Raw genomic sequence first — 15,383 nt, forward strand, 5'->3', positions numbered from 1 at the left:
GATGCCGGGGGTAGTATGCCTGACAATGAGTGATACGGTCGACCCACCGGACCCGTCTGCGCCCGGTGGCGAGGGGTCGATACAACTCGTCGGGACGGCGCACGTCTCGGCGGAGAGTGCCGACCGCGTCGAGCGGACCATCGAAGACGAACAACCCGACGTCGTCGCCGTCGAACTCGACGAGGGACGCTTTCGCCAGTTCAAGGGCGAGTCGCCCGACGACATCGAGGCGAGCGACCTCCTGCAGGGCAACACAGTCTTTCAGTTTCTGGCCTACTGGATGCTCTCGTACGTCCAGGCGCGACTCGGCGATCGCTTCGACGTCACGCCCGGCGCGGACATGATGGCCGGCGTCGAGACCGCCGAGGCCGAGGGAATCGACGTCGCGCTGGTCGATCGGGACATCCAGACGACGATCCAGCGCTTCTGGAAGCGCCTGACTGGCCTCGAGAAGCTCAAGCTCTTCGGCGGGATGCTCGTCGGCGTCGGCGGCCCGTGGATGGCGGCCTGGACGGTCGGGTTGACGATCGGGCTGTTCGTCGGCGTCCTCGGGACGGCCTTCGGGCTCTCGCTTACGAGCATCCTCGGACTCGGCTTGCCGTCCGCGGCCGTGCTCGACGTCGTCCTGCTTGCTGGTGTCGTGGGGACGGCTATCGCACTCCTCCTTCTGGCTGCGTTCTCGGGCTCCGAAGACGAAGACGCCGAGGAGTTCGACATCGAACAACTCACCGATACAGACGTCGTCTCGGCGATGATGGAAGAGTTCCGGCGGTTCTCGCCGGGCGGAGCCGAGGCCCTGATCGACGAACGCGACGCCTTCATCGCCCATCAGCTCGTTGGCCTGCGCGAGGAGGGCTATCACGTCGTCGCCGTGGTTGGGGCCGGCCACCGCGCGGGAATCCAGCGGTATCTCGACGATCCCTCGACCCTCCCGCCGATGGACTCTCTCACCGGAACGATCTCCGGGCGACGATTTTCGCCCTACAAACTCTTTGGGTACCTCTTTACGCTCGGGTTCGGCGCGTTCTTCGTCCTGCTGTTGCTCGGCGGGGCCGAACAGGGCTGGTTGCTCAGACTCTTCGGGGCGTGGTTCCTGGTCAACGGTATCATCGCCGCTGGCCTGGCAAAGCTGGCGGGCGCTCACTGGTCGTCCGCCGGCGTCGGCGGGGCGGTCGCCTGGCTGACGAGCGTCAACCCGCTGCTCGCGCCCGGGTGGTTCGCCGGCTACGTCGAGTTGCGCTACCTCGAGGTCAACGTCTCCGACATCAACCACCTCAACGAACTGCTCGACGACGAGGAGCTACCGATCCCCGAACTCCTCGCCCGGATGCGGGAGGTTCCGCTGTTCCGACTCATTCTGATCGTCGCACTCACGAACATCGGCAGCATGGTCGCCAGCGCCCTCTTTGCGAGCGCGGTCTTGCCGTACATGTCCGCAGAGATCGGCGGCGTCGGTGAGGTCGCTGATCTCCTGATCATGGGCGCGCGTAACGGGGCGGAACTGCTCTGGAGTTTCCTCCCGTGAGCGCGATCGGCTCGATCCGGTTTTCCCGGCGTGAACTGTTCGATCTCGTCGCCGCCTGGCTCATCCTGAGCGTTGCTTTCACCCTGTTCTTGAACCCCGGAGTGCTCTCGCGGTGGTCCTACGCCCCCGACCCGGCGGCCGTGATCGCGGCGTTCGGTGAGTCCCTCGTGACCAGCCTCCTCACCGTCGGTGTCGGGTTCATGCTTCACGAACTCGCCCACAAGGTGGTCGCGATCCGGTTCGGCCAGGTCGCCGCGTTCCAGGCCGATTACGGGATGTTGTTTCTCGCGCTCGTCTCGGCGATGGCGGGCTTTCTCTTCGCCGCGCCGGGCGCGGTCGTGCATCGCGGCCGACTCACGCCCAAGGAGTCCGGCCTCATCGCGCTGGCCGGCCCGATGACGAACCTCGCACTCGTGCTCGTCTTCGCGCCGGTCGCGCTCCTGGCCGGTCCGGACATAGCGTCGATCGCGTCCTTTGGCGTCACGATCAACCTCCTGCTGGCGGGGTTCAACATGATCCCGTACGGCCCCCTTGACGGTCGCACTGTGCTGCGGTGGAGCCGTGGCGTGTATCTCGCGGTTGCCGTCCCCTCTATCGTCCTCGCAATCGCCGGACTGTTCGGGCCTGGTCTCTGAACGATACGCTCTTTTTCCCCCGGCGAGAGCCTCGATCATGCACGAGTTTCGGCCGGTCACTGCGGTCGAGCGCGAGGAATTCGACCGCATCCGGCGGTACGCGTTCCACCTGGAAGACGGACCGCTCGCCCATGAGAACGGCGCGGACAGCGACGGCGAGTCACCCCTCGGAACCCGATATGGGTATCTCGACGACGGAGACCTGGCGAGCATCTGCATCCACTACACCTTCGAGACACGGTTGCGGGGCGAGTGGATCGAGATGGGGGGACTCGGTGCCGTGGCGACGCCGCCGGAGCGTCGCCGCGAGGGCAACGTCCGGGGGATGCTCAAGGAATCCATCCGGACCTTCGGAGACGTTCCGCTCGTCGCACTGTGGCCGTTCTCGACCGCGTTCTACCGGCAGTTCGGCTGGGCGAGCACGAACGAGATCACCCGGTATACCGTCCCACCGGAAGAGCTCCCGACAGGCTCGGAGCCCACTGGCGAATTCCGCCCCGTGGATCCCGACGAGTGGCGAAGGCTCAGGAAGGTCCATCTGGCCGCAGGCCGTGCCGAGACACTCTCTGTGCGCCGTAGCGAGCAGTGGTGGCGACGCCGGATCTTCCACGCCTGGGGCGACGACCGTCGCCACGTCTACGCCTACGTCCGGGAGGGGACGAAAGCGGGCTACGTCGTCTACGACGTCGAGCAGGACGACGAGCGCGAACTCACCGTCGAATATCTCGGCGCGCGAGATCACGCGGCCTTCCGTGTGCTGCTCGGATTTCTCGGTGATCACGACTCCCAGGTCGACCGGATCATCCTCGACCGACCCGGCGATGCAAGGCTGTTCGACGTTCTCGAAGCCCCCCAGGAGGCAGACGCCGAACTCCGGCCGGGTCCGATGGTTCGGCTCACCGACGTCACGCGGGCGCTCGAAGCCGTCCCGTATCCCGATGACGTCGACGAGCAGGTAACGGTCGAAGTGGTCGATCCGCTGATCGAGGAGAACAGCGACACCTACCGGCTCCTCGTCGAGGACGGCGAGGGAATCTGCCGGTCGAAACCCGAGGCTTCGGCCGACGTCACTCTCGACGTCGGAGCGCTGTCGCGGCTGCTGATCGGCGCGCGGTCGGCCGACGCTCTCGCGACGGTGGGCGATCTCTCGGCCAGTGCGGACGCGCGTGAGAGGCTCGCTCGACTGTTCCCGCCGGAGCGGGTGTTTCTTCGGGAGTTCTTCTAGTAGCGAGACCCGACCGAAGGGAGGGTCTCGAAGAACGCGAACGGTGAGCAGAGCGAACCGTGAGCAGCGAGGTCGACCGAAGGGAGGGTCTCGAAGAACGCGAACGGTGAGCAGAGCGAACCGTGAGCAGCGAGGTCGACCGAAGGGAGGGTCTCGAAGAACGCGAACGGTGAGCAGAGCGAACCGTGAGCAGCGAGACCCGACCGAAGAGAGACCTCGGAACGACCGAAGAGAGACCTCGGAACGACCAATGGGAGGCCTCGAAAGGGCGAGCGGGGAACAGGAGTGACCCGCGAGAAGCGAGATCGACCGAAGGGAGACCTCGGAACGAGCGAAGGGAGGCCTCGACGCGCGGAGCGGTGGGCTTTTGCCCTCACCGGTCGGCGACACGCGTATGACAGAACACGACGCGGACGACGATACCCAGTCCTCGGACACGGCAGCGGAATCCGAGGAGGGACTAACCTACGCAGCGGCGGGCGTCGACATCGCGGACAGCGAGGCGGCGACCGAGTCACTGCTCGACGCGGCGGGGGAGTTCGCGGGTGACTTCGCCGGGCTGGTCGACATCGGCGACCGATACCTCGCGCTGGCGACCGACGGCGTCGGGACCAAACTCCTCGTCGCGGAGGCGCTCGAGGATTACTCGACGGTCGGCATCGACTGCATCGCGATGAACGTCAACGACCTGATCGCGGCGGGGATCGAACCCGTGGCCTTCGTCGACTATCTCGCCATCGAAGCACCTGACAGCGAGACGACCGGCCAGATCGGGGAGGGCTTGCAAGTCGGTGCGGAACTCGCAGATATCGCCCTCATCGGCGGCGAAACGGCGGTCATGCCCGACGTCATCGACGGCCTCGACATCGCGGGGACGGCGGCCGGGCTCGCGCCGAAAGACGCGCTCTTCGCGGGCGAAGCCGAAGTCGGCGACGCCATCGTCGGCTGGCCCTCCAGCGGCATCCACTCGAACGGGTTGACTCTCGCTCGGGAGGCGGTCACGCGCGAGCACGCCTACGACGACCCGTTCCCGCCGGACCCCGGACGGACGATCGGTGAGGAACTCCTCACACCGACGCGGATCTACGCGGAGGTGCTCGCCCCGCTTCGCGAACATGGCGCACACGCGGCAGCCCACATCACGGGTGGTGGCTGGAATAACCTCACGCGGATGGGGCCCCATCGCTACGAAATCGAGGAACCGTTCGATGCCCAGCCGGTCTTCGAGTTCGTCCAGACGGAGGGGGCCATCGACGACGCAGAGATGCATCGCACGTTCAACATGGGGACAGGGTTCGTTGCGACGCTGGACCCGGGCGACGCGATGAGCGTCGTCGAAGCGACGACGGATGGCCGGATCGTCGGTCGGGTCGTCGACAGCGAAGAAGCCGTCTCGATTCGCGGCCTAGAACTGGCCTGAGGAGAAGCGGGGCGTCCCCGAATACCTGGCTCAGCTCTCGATGTCGATGACGAGGACGGGAATGTCGGCATTTTCGATGACGCGCTGGGTCACGCTTCCCAGGTTAGCGAGACGATCCCGTCCCGTTCGACCGTGGGTCCCCATCACGATCAGATCGGCCCCGATGTCGTCTGCGTGGGAGAGAATGCTCCGGTGTGGAATCCCCTCGATCAGATCCGTTTTGACGGGAACGTCCGCTGCTTCGACCTGATTACGCAGGCGAGTCAGGGCTTTCTCGCCGTCTGACTCCAGGGACTCCATGACCTCGTCCTGGGCGTCGTCGTCGGCAGCGAGGTACATCCGGCGATCGAGGACGTACAGCCCGTGGATCGTCGCGTCGTTGTCCTCGGCGATCGAGATTGCGTGTTCTAAGGTTTTCCGCGTCCCGCTGCTGCCGTCCGTCGGCGCGAGAATTGTCTCGTACATGCTCCGTATAAAGGTAGGTCCGCCAGACAAATAGTTGTATGTGCCAGCCTACCACACCGACAGCATCAGCTGCCGATCACCGACCGGTGAAGTTCGGATGGTTGCTGACGTGCCGTGGGAGATACCGGTTCTTCTGGGGGAGCCCCTCGACATCGTCGAGGACCGATTCTCGGAGCTCTTCCGGTGTCATGTCGCGCTCTTCGTCGTCGGCGCGGACGTTGACCCCGATCGTCTCGCCGTCGATCTCGCGATCACCGACGACGACGTAGTAGGGCACCCAGTCGGTCTCGGCTTTGGCGATGCGTTTGCCGACCGACTCGTCGCGGTCGTCGACGTCCGCCCGGACGTCTGCGTCTTCGAGATCGTCGACCAGGCCCTCGCAGTATTCGAGGTGAGCGTCGGGGTTGACCGGGATGAACCGGACCTGCGTCGGCGAGAGCCACGTCGGCAACTGGGGGGTGTCCATCGAGGCAGTGTCCTCCAGGAGAGCGGCCAGCACGCGCTCGATGCCGCCGGAGGGCGAGTAGTGCAGGATCGGCGGGTGGTGGCTGTCGGTGCCGTCGGTGTACTCGATGTCGAAGCGTTCGGCGCTCTCGACGTCGATCTGGACCGTCGGATTCTCGATGGGGCGGCCCAAGCCGTCGATGGCGGCGAAGTCGATCTTCGCCGACCAGTAGTGGTGGCGCTCGGGGATGATCTCGATGAGGGAGGGCTTGCCGAGTTCGGCGACCACGTCTTCGACCCACTCCTCGTTGTCCTCGTAGAACTCGCGAGTCATCCGGATCGCCGGTTCGTAGTTGAGGTCGAGGTCTTCGGAGGTCTGGAGTGCGAGTTCGGCCTGTTTGCGGAGCTCCTCACGTGCTCCCTCCATACTCTCGGTGGCGGTGTGCATGTCCGGCATCGTGAACGCGCGCAGGCGCTTGAGGCCGGTCACCTCACCACGCTGTTCACGCCGGAAGGAGTACGTCGACATCTCGTAGATCCGCAACGGGAGGTCGTTGACCGAGATGTGCATGTCCCGCATGATCGAGAACTGGCCGAAGCAGGCGGCAAACCGCAGCATCATCCGGCGATCGCCCGACTCGAAGCGGTACTGGCGCTCGCCGAACTTCCCGGCGTGTTCGTCGATCGCCCGCGCGCCGAGGTCGTACATGATCGGCGTCTCGACGGGCATTCCGCCGTACTCGACGACGAGATTGTTGACGTACTCCATGAGGGCGTCCCGGACGAGTTTGCCCCGGGGATACCACCGGAGGTTTCCGACGTCGCTCAGTTCGTCGTAGCCGACCAGCCCTTTCTCCTGCATGAGGTCGACGTGGGGTGGCTCCTCGCCCTCGTTGCTGGTGATCCCCTCGACTTCGTCCTCGATGAACGCGACGAGATCCTCGCCAACCGACTCCTTGGCGGCGACGGCGTCAGTCAGATCGCCGTCGGGCGTCATGACCTTCCACTCGCTGGGTTCGCGGTCGGGCTCGCCGTCGGTGTCAGCGTCGTTGTCGTCCTCGTCGCGGTGGGCGGCGACGTGGCGGGAAAGCTCAGAGAGCGGGTGACCCTTACACGAAACCTCGAAGGACTTGTACCAGCCGAAGGGTGCCCGGAGGATCTCGTAGCCAGCCGATTCCATCTCGGCTTCGAGCCGGCGCATGACTTCCTTTGCGGCGTCCGGCCCGGCGAGATCCTCGCTGAGGTGGGCGTAGGGATAGAGGACGACGTCGTTGGTATTGAGCTGGCCGGCGACGTCCTCGAGCTCCGTCAGGGCGTTCTCGACGACGCCGTCGAGGTCCGCCTCGTCGTCGCTCTCGACGGTGATGAACACCGTCACGCAGTCCTCCATGCGCCCTTCCATCGGAACGCCTTCGGTCTCGGCGAGACCGTCGGGACCCGCCTTGTCAGTCGTCTCGAACTCCAGATGGTCCGAGTGGACGAACAGCAGTCTCATAGCAAAACTCTCCCGGTCGCCGGTAAAAAGGGTGCCGAATGCAGTTACGGAACGGTTCCTCTCGAGGGACACTCTCGAACGACCTCTCGCCTGCCAGCGAGTCACATCCCATTGAGACACGTCAACAAGCACCAATTTATAAGTAGACAGCCAGAGAACCCAATATCTGGAGGGATACAGATGCAAACAAACGTCGGTGAAACGGATAGAATCGTCCGACTCGTGGTTGGAATCGTCGTGCTTGCGGTGGCAGTGGCGGGCTTCGCCGAGGTGTTCACGTACGAGCCGATCACTTCGACAGTCGGCCTGGCGATCCTCGCCGTAATCGGCCTGATACTGGTCGCGACGGGCGCACTCAGACAGTGTGCTCTCTATGAACTGTTGGGGATCGACACACGGACCTGATTCGACTGTCCGGACGCCAGCTTAGAAGTGATCTCGTCCGGTGACGCCTGTCACTGTTCGTCGTCTTTGAGCGCCTCGAGTTCGTCTTCGACGGCCGAGTCCTCGAGTTCGTCGAGGTCGGCGTCGGTGCTCTCACCGGCTCGTTCGGGCGTCTCTTCGGCCGTCTCGCTCGTCGATTCCGCGCCCATTTCGGCTTTGAGCGTATCGAGTTCGGCGTCGACCTCGCCCGAGGTGCGGACTTCTTCGAGCTCACGATCGAGTTGATCCTGATCGCTGATAGCGTCCTCGATCGCCCCGGTATCGCGAAGTTCGTCCATCGCCGCCGACCGCGCTTCCATCTCCTCGGTCTGTTCCTGGGCTCGCTCGATCGCTCGCCCGACGTCTTCGAACTGATCACCCGCGCCGGTCATCGCCTCCGAAACGCGCGAGGACGCTTCGGCCGCCTGATACCGGGCTTTCATCGTCTCCTTTTTCGTTCGGAACTGCTCGACCTGACTCTGGAGTTCGTTCTTCTGCTCGATCAGTCGATCCTGTTGGCCCTGGAGGTCGGCGATCTGGGTCTCTAAGTCCTCGATCTGGTTCATCTTCTGCTTTTTCTTCTCGAGGGCGCGACGGGCGAGGTCGTCTCGGCCCTGTTCGACTGCCTCGCGGGCCTGATCGTTGTGCTTCTCGACGTTCTCTTCGAGTCGGCGCTTCTGGATTTCGAGGCGCTTTTTCTGGGTCGTCAGGTCGGCGATGCCCTGTTTGACGTCCTGGAGTTCGTCTCTGAGTTGTTCATAGGAGTAATCCAGCGACTCGGAGGGGTTCTCCGCCCGGTTCAGCAGCGAGTTGACCTTCGAGCGGATGACGTATGAGGCGCGTGAAATGATTCCCATGGGCGTCTGTATGGCAGGCATGCTCTTAAAAGCCGTTCCCATCTTCTCGAGACCCACTGGGCGTGATACCGACTCGCGCAGCCAAACGCTCCCGAAACGGTTTAGGTCCGGGCCCGCCCACCGTCGGTATGCCGAACGAGCCCGAAACCGACTACGACCCTGAGCTGGGTCGGAAGTTCATTTTCGTCACCGGCGGCGTGATGTCCGGACTGGGGAAGGGGATCACCGCCGCGAGTACCGGTCGCTTACTCGCCAACGCCGGCTTCGACGTGACCGCGGTCAAGATCGACCCGTATCTCAACGTCGACGCCGGGACGATGAACCCCTATCAGCACGGCGAGGTGTACGTCCTCAAGGACGGCGGGGAAGTCGACCTCGACCTGGGGAACTACGAGCGCTTCCTCGACATCGACATGACCTCGGACCACAACGTCACCACCGGGAAGGTCTATCGGGAGGTCATCGAGAAGGAACGCGCCGGCGACTACCTCGGCCGGACGGTCCAGATCATCCCGCACATCACCGACGACATCAAGCGTCGGATCCGGGAGGTCGCAGAGGGAAGCGACGTCTGTATCATCGAGGTCGGTGGGACTGTCGGCGACATCGAGGGGATGCCCTATCTGGAAGCCCTCCGGCAGTTCGCCCACGAGGAAGACGACGATGACATTCTCTTCACCCACGTCACGCTCGTCCCCTACTCGAAGAACGGCGAACAGAAGACCAAGCCGACCCAGCACAGCGTCAAGGAGCTCCGCTCGATCGGGCTGCAGCCGGACATTCTCGTCGGCCGGTGTGACGACAGACTCGACCCCGACGTCAAGGAGAAGATCGCCCTGTTCTGTGACGTCCCAACCGAGGCCGTCTTCTCGAATCCCGACGTCGACGACATCTACAAAGTCCCGCTCGTCGTCGAGGACGAGGGGCTCGATCAGTACGTGATGGACGCCCTCGATCTGACCGAGGAGGCGCTCCCCGAGAGCGAGCGCGAGAACGAGTGGCGTGATCTCGTCACCCAGGACACCACAGGCTCGATCAACGTTGCACTGGTTGGCAAGTACGGTCTCGAAGACGCCTACCTCTCGATCTACGAGGCGCTGAAACACGCCGGCCTGGAGACGAACGTCGAGGTGGAGACGACCTGGGTCCACTCAGAGAACCTCGCTGACGGACACGACGGGCAACTCGACGGCGTCGACGCCGTCGTCGTGCCGGGCGGATTCGGCTCCCGGGGAACGGAGGGCAAGATCGAGGCGACGCGGTACGCCCGCGAGAACGACGTCCCATTCCTCGGACTCTGTCTCGGCTTCCAGATGGCGGTCGTCGAGTACGCCCGCAACGTGCTCGACCTCGAAGGGGCACACTCCGCCGAGATGGAACCGGACACGCCCTATCCCGTCATCGACATTCTTCCCGAACAGGAAGGCGTCGAGGACATGGGCGGGACGATGCGACTGGGGGCACAGGACACCGAGATCGAGCCCGGCACGCTGGCTCAGGACCTCTATGACGACACCACCTGTCGGGAGCGCCATCGCCATCGCTACGAAGTCAATCCCGAATACATCGAGGACATCGAGGACGCCGGAATGACGTTCTCGGGCGTCTCCGGGCGACGGATGGAGATTCTCGAACTCGATCGGGACGTCCATCCGTACTTCGTCGGCACGCAGTTCCACCCCGAGTTCAGATCCCGGCCGACGCGGGCCTCGCCACCGTTCGTCGGCCTCGTGGAGGCGGTACTTGGTGATCGCGACGTCAACGACGAACTCACCATCTGAGCGCCTCTCGAATCGTCTCTGCAACCGATCCGATTCATACTGCCGGCTGTACGTTCGTAAAGATATACGCCACACCGGGATGGCGAATTCCTTCAGTCTGTTACAGCCGGCAGTATCAGCCTGCGGTGTGCGTTTGAACCGCTCGTTCGCGCTTTACGGACTCGTCAACGCCACAATCCGGTCTGCATTCCAGTCTTCCATGTAATACAGTGTGTCTTCGAGAATCTGCGGCGGGAATCCGGATTCGCCGGTGTACGTCCAACGTATCTCGCCCGTCGTCCCGTCGATGGCCGAAAGCGTACCGTTGATGTCACTGGCTGGTGCCCATCCGTATACCGTGTCCCCGGCAACGCTCGGGCGACCGGATATTGGCCCGACGTCGGTCGAAAACCCGGGCAACTGCTCCCCAGTCTCAGCGTCGAGAGCCAGCAAACCGGGACTCTCCGCTCGGGACGCATATACCCGACCGTTGGCGACGCTCATGGTCGAGGAGAGCTGGGCGTCCTCGTACGTCCACAGCGTCTCGTCAGCCCCCCATCGGTATGCCTCAATCGCCGACGTGCCCGCATCCGACGTCGTCAAGAGGTACGCGACATCACCCGCAACTGCCATCTCCGGACTCACATTGTCGCCATGGTCACGAATCCATTGTGCCTCCCCGGTCGCGGCGTCGAACGCACCGATAGCGTTGTCTCCTGGAACGAGCAGCGTATCGTCCGAGGCCAGAAGGAGACCCCCGAACGTACCTATCTCACCCGTCGTTTCGTAGCCCGCGGTCCAGCGGAACTCCTGTGATTCGAGATCGATCGCCCCGAATTCCGAGCCACTGACGTACATCACACCGTCATGAGGGACCATTCTAACGGCTGTCGTATCGAATTTCCAGCTCACTTCCCCTGTGTCCGCTTCGATTGCCATCAAGCCACCGTAACTGCCAACATAAAACATCCCATCGTGATATGTCGGACTGCCGTACGGTTTTGGCTGTTCCACCGACCACAGTTTTTCACCAGTCCGCGCGTCTAAGGCAGTCGGGGTTGCCCGTCCCTCACTTGCCTCGACGCCGAGGAACACGACGCCGTCCGCGACAATTGGCTCGTAGATGTTCCCGCGAAACGAGTGGTCCCACCCTTTTGTGATGCCGTCTGCGGGCCCGTTCCAGTTCGCTGTGCTCCCGCTGTTGGCCGGATTGACGCCGTCCATCGGCCAGGATCCTGTCGCCGGAACGCTATTGGTGGCCGCTGTCGTCGGTTGGTCGCTCGGTGTCGTCGTCTCGGCTGAACTATCGTCGTCTACCACCGTCGTCGACTCGACTTGTCTGTCAGATCCCACACACCCGGTCATCACCCCAGCCACTCCTGCAACCGTCGCTATCCACTGACGACGTGTTGATTTTCGGCCATTTTCCATAATCAACACGACTGGCATTCAGTTTATAATCCTTTTCGTTTGTCGTACGTTCCTGCGCGGACAGTCCGGATCGACGGTCTCGAACGTGAGGAGCCAGTTCAAAACGGTTTTGACTGCTCCACTTTGAGAGGAGGTATGCACGGAACCCGTTCGATTTTTCCGAGTGAGTCCATCTCACCGTCGTCCGGCGGGGGGGCCGAGTGATGGTCGACGTCGAGACGTTCATCCCTGAGGCGAAAGCCGAGATAGCCGAGGCGATCGGTGACGACAACGCCGTCATCGCCCTCTCGGGTGGCGTCGACTCCTCGACGGCCGCCGCGCTGGCCTACGACGCGATCGGCGACCAGCTCACGCCCGTCTACGTCGACACCGGATTGATGCGCAAAGGCGAGACTGAGCAGATCCGCGAGACCTTCGAGTACATGGACAGTCTCAGGATCGTCGACGCCAAAGAGCGGTTCCTCGACGAACTCGAAGGGATCACCGATCCCGAGGAGAAGCGCCACGCCATCGGCGAACAGTTCATCCGGGAGTTCGAGACGGTCGCCCGCGAGGTCGAGGCCGATTATCTCGTCCAGGGGACGATCTACCCCGACCGCATCGAGAGCGAGGGGACGATCAAGTCCCACCACAACGTCGGCGGCCTGCCCGACGTCGTCGACTTCGAGGGGATCGTCGAACCCATGCGGGACCTCTACAAGGACGAGGTCCGGGAGGTCGCTCGCGAACTCGACCTGGAAGAGATCATTTCTGAACGGATGCCCTTCCCCGGCCCCGGTCTCGCGGTCCGGATCATCGGCGAGGTGACCGCGGAGAAACTCGACGTGGCCCGGGAGGCCAACCACGTCGTCGAGGAGGAACTCGAGGAATACGAGCCCTGGCAGGCCCTGGCGGCCGTCATCGGCAAGGCAACCGGTGTGAAAGGGGATAATCGCGTCCACGGGTGGGTCGTCGCCGTCCGGTCGGTCGAGTCCCGTGACGGGATGACTGCCCGCGCCCAGGAGATCGACTGGGAGACCCTCCAGCGCATCCAGAGTCGCATCACCGGCGAGAACGAGACTGTCTCGCGGGTCGTCTACGACGTGACCCACAAACCGCCCGCGACCATCGAGTACGAGTGATGAACGTCGTCATTGCTGGGGCTGACGAGAGCGAACTCGCCGACGCGATCGCCGCGGAGGGACACGACGTCACCGCGATCGACGTGGCCGACGGGGAATCGCTGGAAGCGGCCGGGATCGGGGACGCCGACGTCTACGTGCTGACCGAGATGGCTCAGGCGACGTCGATCGCCGTCGCCAAGGATCTCAACCGGGACGTGCGCGTGGTCGTCTACGCCGGGGGGTCACTGCCGGAGTTCGCCACCCGACAGACCGATCTCATGGTCGATCCCGCGCTGCTCGATCCCGACACTGTCGCCGAAGAACTGGCGTAATCGTCGGCAGCCGCGATTCCCTCCTTGCTCACAGTCGTCCGGCGAGGTCGTCCAGGTACGTAGCCCCACGCTTGCGGAACGGCGTCCCGTGACCCATCGCCAGCACCTCGACGTCGAGGTCCAGCCCCGCGAGCCGTCGGATACTCGAGTCGACGGCGTCGGTGTCCTGACTCAACGCCCACGGCGAGGGTTCGAGTCGGCCGTCGCTCTCTCGAACGAGGTCGCCGACGAACGCGACCGAGCGCGCCTCGCTGACGAACGCCAGATGGCCGGCCGTGTGGCCTGGCGTCTCGTAGACAGTGAGGTCGCCGATCCGGTCACCGTCGCCGACTGTCTCGATCGACTGCGCGGGTTCTGACACTACTAGTCCGGTGGCTCGCTGGAACGCTGTCTTCCGGTTATTCCAGGGTAGACGGCGGTCTCCCCTGAGAATATCGGCGTCTGGCTCCCCCGCGTACACCGGCCTCTCGGCTTCGAACCGACCTAGGGCCCCGACGTGATCGAGGTCGTAGTGAGTGAGTGCGATCCGGGTCACGTCACGAGGTCTGAAACCTGCATCGTCCAGCTGATCGAGCAACGCCCCCCGCGTCCAGGGCGCGCCAGCGTCGACGAGTGTCACCCCCTCGCTGTCCTCGAACAGGTAGGCGTTGACGCCTCGAAGGTCGAACCACCAGACGCCCTCGGCAAGTTCAGTGACCATAGTCCAGTATTCGGAGCGCACCGAGAAAAAGTCACGCGTGTTCGTCACCGTCACCGCTGATCGAGGTGTCGATCCGAGTTTCGTCACGTTGCCCTCACGGGGCCGCTGGTTGCGTGCCATTCGCTCGATGGCGAATACCGTCGAAAACATAATCTTTTTTTTTTTTCATGATGGTCTCGTAGATCCGGCACAGATGCGCCATTCAGAAACGCGACAGTTGTTCGAACAGACCTTCGAGTTCCCGACCGAACACGAGACGGTCGTCGAACAGCTAGGTGACGTCGAGTTGACGTCCCCGGTCGGCGATGTCGTCACGATTCGGAGTATCTTAGAGCGAACCAACGAGGCGTCCTACGAGTCGGCGGACGGTCTCTATACGACACTTCTGGGCGGCCTGGAGGACGGTTTCATCGGCCGGAAGTACTACGACGACCGCGGCGGGACAGCCATGGATTCGGACACGTTCGGCCCGGAGACCGAGTCGTTCTGACCCGCGGAGAGGGTCATGCCGGGGGTCGAATCGCTCGATCGACGTCACGGCTCAGTTGTGGGCCTCTTCACCACTGGCCGCGGCCACGAGAGAATCGAGCGTCTCGGCGAGGACCTTCTCGACGGCGAATCGTGCCGTGTCTGCTTTGCCAGGCAGACAGAACACGGGGACGCCGTCGCTTACGCCCGCAATGGGTCGCATGCCGACGACGGCCGGGCCGACCTGCTCGAAATATTGCAGCCTGAACAGTTCGCCAAAGCCCGGCAGTCGCTTCTCGAGGAGTGGCTCGACCGCCTCGACGGTGGCGTCCGCGGGGCCGATGCCGATCCCGCCCACAGTGACGATGGCCGAGACCCCTCGACGGCGAAATAGCCGATCGACAGTTCCCTGTACGGCATCGTAGGTCGCCTCGGCCGTCTCCCGTGTGACGACCTTCTTCTCGGCACGCTCGATCGAACTGACGACCGCGTCACCCGCCGGGTCGCCGCCTTCGGCATCGTCGGTACCACCGACTGAAATCACCGCGACCCCGCGATTCACCTCGGCTTCCGCAGCCTCCCGCGTATCGCTTTCGTCTCCGGGTTCCGCCGTCTGATCTCCGTCCGTCTGCTCCTCGTCGTCCGATTCGTCGTCCGTTTGTGAGCCACGTCTGGTCTCGCGTGACTGGAAATCGACCATAGGGGAACCCGGTCGGCCTGGCTGAAAAGTCTCCCGGGCACAGCCGTTGAATGACCACCAGGACGCCATATCGGCCCCGATCCAGGGGTTTTTGTCGGGGCAACTCCGATAGCAGGCTATGTCTCATTCGCCGACGCAGTCCGAATCCGGGACGTCGTCCCGTGACGGGTGGCTGGTGATCGGCGCACTCGCGATCGCCCTGGTCGTGATCCCGTGGGCGTTGATCGTCCTGCCGGAGGCACGTGGAATCGTCGGGGCCATCGGGTTCAGTATGCGAGATGCGTATCTCGTGGTCCCGCTCGTCCCGGCGATCGGGCTGGGTGTCGTCGGAGTCTGGACGGCGATCCGTGCCCGTCGCTCGCAGTAGTCGCGGTCGCCAACCCTTTTGTATTCCCCTGGT

The 15,383-nt window shown here is 63.7% G+C and carries 16 protein-coding genes; 10 read left to right on the forward strand and 6 right to left on the reverse strand.

Annotated elements, in window-relative coordinates; all coding sequences use genetic code 11:
- The first annotated feature begins 25 nt into the window (after positions 1 to 25).
- The 4 genes from HTIA_RS01555 (at position 26) to purM (ending at position 4,805) form a co-directional block, all read left to right on the forward strand.
- Entirely contained in the window at positions 26 to 1,525 is a 1,500-nt protein-coding gene (locus HTIA_RS01555) for a TraB/GumN family protein (RefSeq protein ID WP_008524618.1), read from the forward strand.
- Entirely contained in the window at positions 1,522 to 2,160 is a 639-nt protein-coding gene (locus tag HTIA_RS01560; protein WP_008524619.1) for a zinc metalloprotease, read from the forward strand. Before HTIA_RS01555 ends, HTIA_RS01560 begins: the two co-directional genes overlap by 4 nt.
- A gap of 37 nt (positions 2,161 to 2,197) precedes the next feature.
- The gene (locus tag HTIA_RS01565) at positions 2,198 to 3,385 is read left to right on the forward strand and encodes a GNAT family N-acetyltransferase (protein ID WP_008524620.1); all 1,188 of its coding nucleotides are present in this window, start codon (positions 2,198 to 2,200) and stop codon (positions 3,383 to 3,385) included.
- A gap of 394 nt (positions 3,386 to 3,779) precedes the next feature.
- Positions 3,780 to 4,805, forward strand: coding sequence for a phosphoribosylformylglycinamidine cyclo-ligase (gene purM / locus HTIA_RS01575; RefSeq protein ID WP_008524621.1), 1,026 nt, complete (start codon positions 3,780 to 3,782; stop codon positions 4,803 to 4,805).
- A 30-nt stretch (positions 4,806 to 4,835) separates the two neighbouring features.
- On the opposite strand, the gene HTIA_RS01580 is transcribed toward purM, so the two are convergent.
- Positions 4,836 to 5,270, reverse strand: a complete 435-nt coding sequence (locus tag HTIA_RS01580; protein WP_008524622.1) for a universal stress protein — start codon at positions 5,268 to 5,270, stop codon at positions 4,836 to 4,838.
- A 76-nt stretch (positions 5,271 to 5,346) separates the two neighbouring features.
- Entirely contained in the window at positions 5,347 to 7,209 is a 1,863-nt protein-coding gene (locus HTIA_RS01585; RefSeq protein ID WP_008524623.1) for a threonine--tRNA ligase, read from the reverse strand.
- 180 nt (positions 7,210 to 7,389) lie between these two features.
- Between HTIA_RS01585 and HTIA_RS01590 the strand changes: the two genes are divergently transcribed.
- Entirely contained in the window at positions 7,390 to 7,614 is a 225-nt protein-coding gene (locus tag HTIA_RS01590; RefSeq protein ID WP_008524625.1) for a YgaP family membrane protein, read from the forward strand.
- A 50-nt stretch (positions 7,615 to 7,664) separates the two neighbouring features.
- On the opposite strand, the gene HTIA_RS01595 is transcribed toward HTIA_RS01590, so the two are convergent.
- Complete coding sequence (locus HTIA_RS01595; RefSeq protein ID WP_008524627.1) at positions 7,665 to 8,489, reverse strand: PspA/IM30 family protein; 825 nt, start codon at positions 8,487 to 8,489, stop codon at positions 7,665 to 7,667.
- Positions 8,490 to 8,617: 128 nt separating this feature from the next.
- Here HTIA_RS01595 and pyrG point away from each other — a divergent pair, with 128 nt between their 5' ends.
- Positions 8,618 to 10,270 (forward strand): glutamine hydrolyzing CTP synthase, encoded by a 1,653-nt coding sequence (gene pyrG, locus HTIA_RS01600; RefSeq protein WP_008524628.1) that lies wholly within the window; start codon positions 8,618 to 8,620, stop codon positions 10,268 to 10,270.
- A 153-nt stretch (positions 10,271 to 10,423) separates the two neighbouring features.
- On the opposite strand, the gene HTIA_RS01605 is transcribed toward pyrG, so the two are convergent.
- On the reverse strand, positions 10,424 to 11,569 hold the full coding sequence (locus tag HTIA_RS01605; protein WP_158413114.1) for a PQQ-binding-like beta-propeller repeat protein: 1,146 nt from the start codon (positions 11,567 to 11,569) through the stop codon (positions 10,424 to 10,426).
- A 314-nt stretch (positions 11,570 to 11,883) separates the two neighbouring features.
- Between HTIA_RS01605 and guaA the strand changes: the two genes are divergently transcribed.
- Both guaA and HTIA_RS01615 read left to right on the forward strand, forming a co-directional pair.
- Positions 11,884 to 12,801 (forward strand): glutamine-hydrolyzing GMP synthase, encoded by a 918-nt coding sequence (gene guaA / locus HTIA_RS01610; RefSeq protein WP_008524630.1) that lies wholly within the window; start codon positions 11,884 to 11,886, stop codon positions 12,799 to 12,801.
- Positions 12,801 to 13,115 (forward strand): DUF7126 family protein, encoded by a 315-nt coding sequence (locus tag HTIA_RS01615; protein ID WP_008524632.1) that lies wholly within the window; start codon positions 12,801 to 12,803, stop codon positions 13,113 to 13,115. The genes guaA and HTIA_RS01615 overlap by 1 nt, the downstream gene beginning before the upstream one ends.
- Positions 13,116 to 13,143: 28 nt before the next feature.
- Here HTIA_RS01615 and HTIA_RS01620 read toward each other — a convergent pair whose 3' ends face one another.
- A complete protein-coding gene (locus tag HTIA_RS01620; RefSeq protein WP_020935944.1) occupies positions 13,144 to 13,815 on the reverse strand; it encodes an MBL fold metallo-hydrolase in 672 nt (223 codons plus the stop codon).
- A gap of 193 nt (positions 13,816 to 14,008) precedes the next feature.
- On the opposite strand from HTIA_RS01620, the gene HTIA_RS01625 reads away from it, so the two are divergent.
- Positions 14,009 to 14,305: a DUF5789 family protein gene (locus tag HTIA_RS01625; protein WP_008524636.1), complete on the forward strand. Its 297-nt coding sequence runs from the start codon at positions 14,009 to 14,011 to the stop codon at positions 14,303 to 14,305.
- A 51-nt stretch (positions 14,306 to 14,356) separates the two neighbouring features.
- Here HTIA_RS01625 and HTIA_RS01630 read toward each other — a convergent pair whose 3' ends face one another.
- Positions 14,357 to 14,983: a MogA/MoaB family molybdenum cofactor biosynthesis protein gene (locus HTIA_RS01630; RefSeq protein WP_008524639.1), complete on the reverse strand. Its 627-nt coding sequence runs from the start codon at positions 14,981 to 14,983 to the stop codon at positions 14,357 to 14,359.
- A 118-nt stretch (positions 14,984 to 15,101) separates the two neighbouring features.
- Between HTIA_RS01630 and HTIA_RS01635 the strand changes: the two genes are divergently transcribed.
- Positions 15,102 to 15,350 (forward strand): hypothetical protein, encoded by a 249-nt coding sequence (locus HTIA_RS01635; protein WP_008524641.1) that lies wholly within the window; start codon positions 15,102 to 15,104, stop codon positions 15,348 to 15,350.
- Positions 15,351 to 15,383 lie beyond the last annotated feature (33 nt).

The organism is Halorhabdus tiamatea SARL4B, assembly GCF_000470655.1.
Classification (GTDB): domain Archaea; phylum Halobacteriota; class Halobacteria; order Halobacteriales; family Haloarculaceae; genus Halorhabdus; species Halorhabdus tiamatea.

Coding starts and splice junctions, on each gene's coding strand:
- HTIA_RS01555 (WP_008524618.1), top strand. CDS start 26: ATGAGTGATACGGTCGACCCACCGGACCCGTCTGCGCCCGGTGGCGAG.
- HTIA_RS01565 (WP_008524620.1), top strand. CDS start 2,198: ATGCACGAGTTTCGGCCGGTCACTGCGGTCGAGCGCGAGGAATTCGAC.
- purM (WP_008524621.1), top strand. CDS start 3,780: ATGACAGAACACGACGCGGACGACGATACCCAGTCCTCGGACACGGCA.
- HTIA_RS01580 (WP_008524622.1), bottom strand. CDS start 5,270: ATGTACGAGACAATTCTCGCGCCGACGGACGGCAGCAGCGGGACGCGG.
- HTIA_RS01585 (WP_008524623.1), bottom strand. CDS start 7,209: ATGAGACTGCTGTTCGTCCACTCGGACCATCTGGAGTTCGAGACGACT.
- HTIA_RS01590 (WP_008524625.1), top strand. CDS start 7,390: ATGCAAACAAACGTCGGTGAAACGGATAGAATCGTCCGACTCGTGGTT.
- HTIA_RS01595 (WP_008524627.1), bottom strand. CDS start 8,489: ATGGGAATCATTTCACGCGCCTCATACGTCATCCGCTCGAAGGTCAAC.
- pyrG (WP_008524628.1), top strand. CDS start 8,618: ATGCCGAACGAGCCCGAAACCGACTACGACCCTGAGCTGGGTCGGAAG.
- guaA (WP_008524630.1), top strand. CDS start 11,884: ATGGTCGACGTCGAGACGTTCATCCCTGAGGCGAAAGCCGAGATAGCC.
- HTIA_RS01615 (WP_008524632.1), top strand. CDS start 12,801: ATGAACGTCGTCATTGCTGGGGCTGACGAGAGCGAACTCGCCGACGCG.
- HTIA_RS01620 (WP_020935944.1), bottom strand. CDS start 13,815: ATGGTCACTGAACTTGCCGAGGGCGTCTGGTGGTTCGACCTTCGAGGC.
- HTIA_RS01625 (WP_008524636.1), top strand. CDS start 14,009: ATGCGCCATTCAGAAACGCGACAGTTGTTCGAACAGACCTTCGAGTTC.
- HTIA_RS01630 (WP_008524639.1), bottom strand. CDS start 14,983: ATGGTCGATTTCCAGTCACGCGAGACCAGACGTGGCTCACAAACGGAC.
- HTIA_RS01635 (WP_008524641.1), top strand. CDS start 15,102: ATGTCTCATTCGCCGACGCAGTCCGAATCCGGGACGTCGTCCCGTGAC.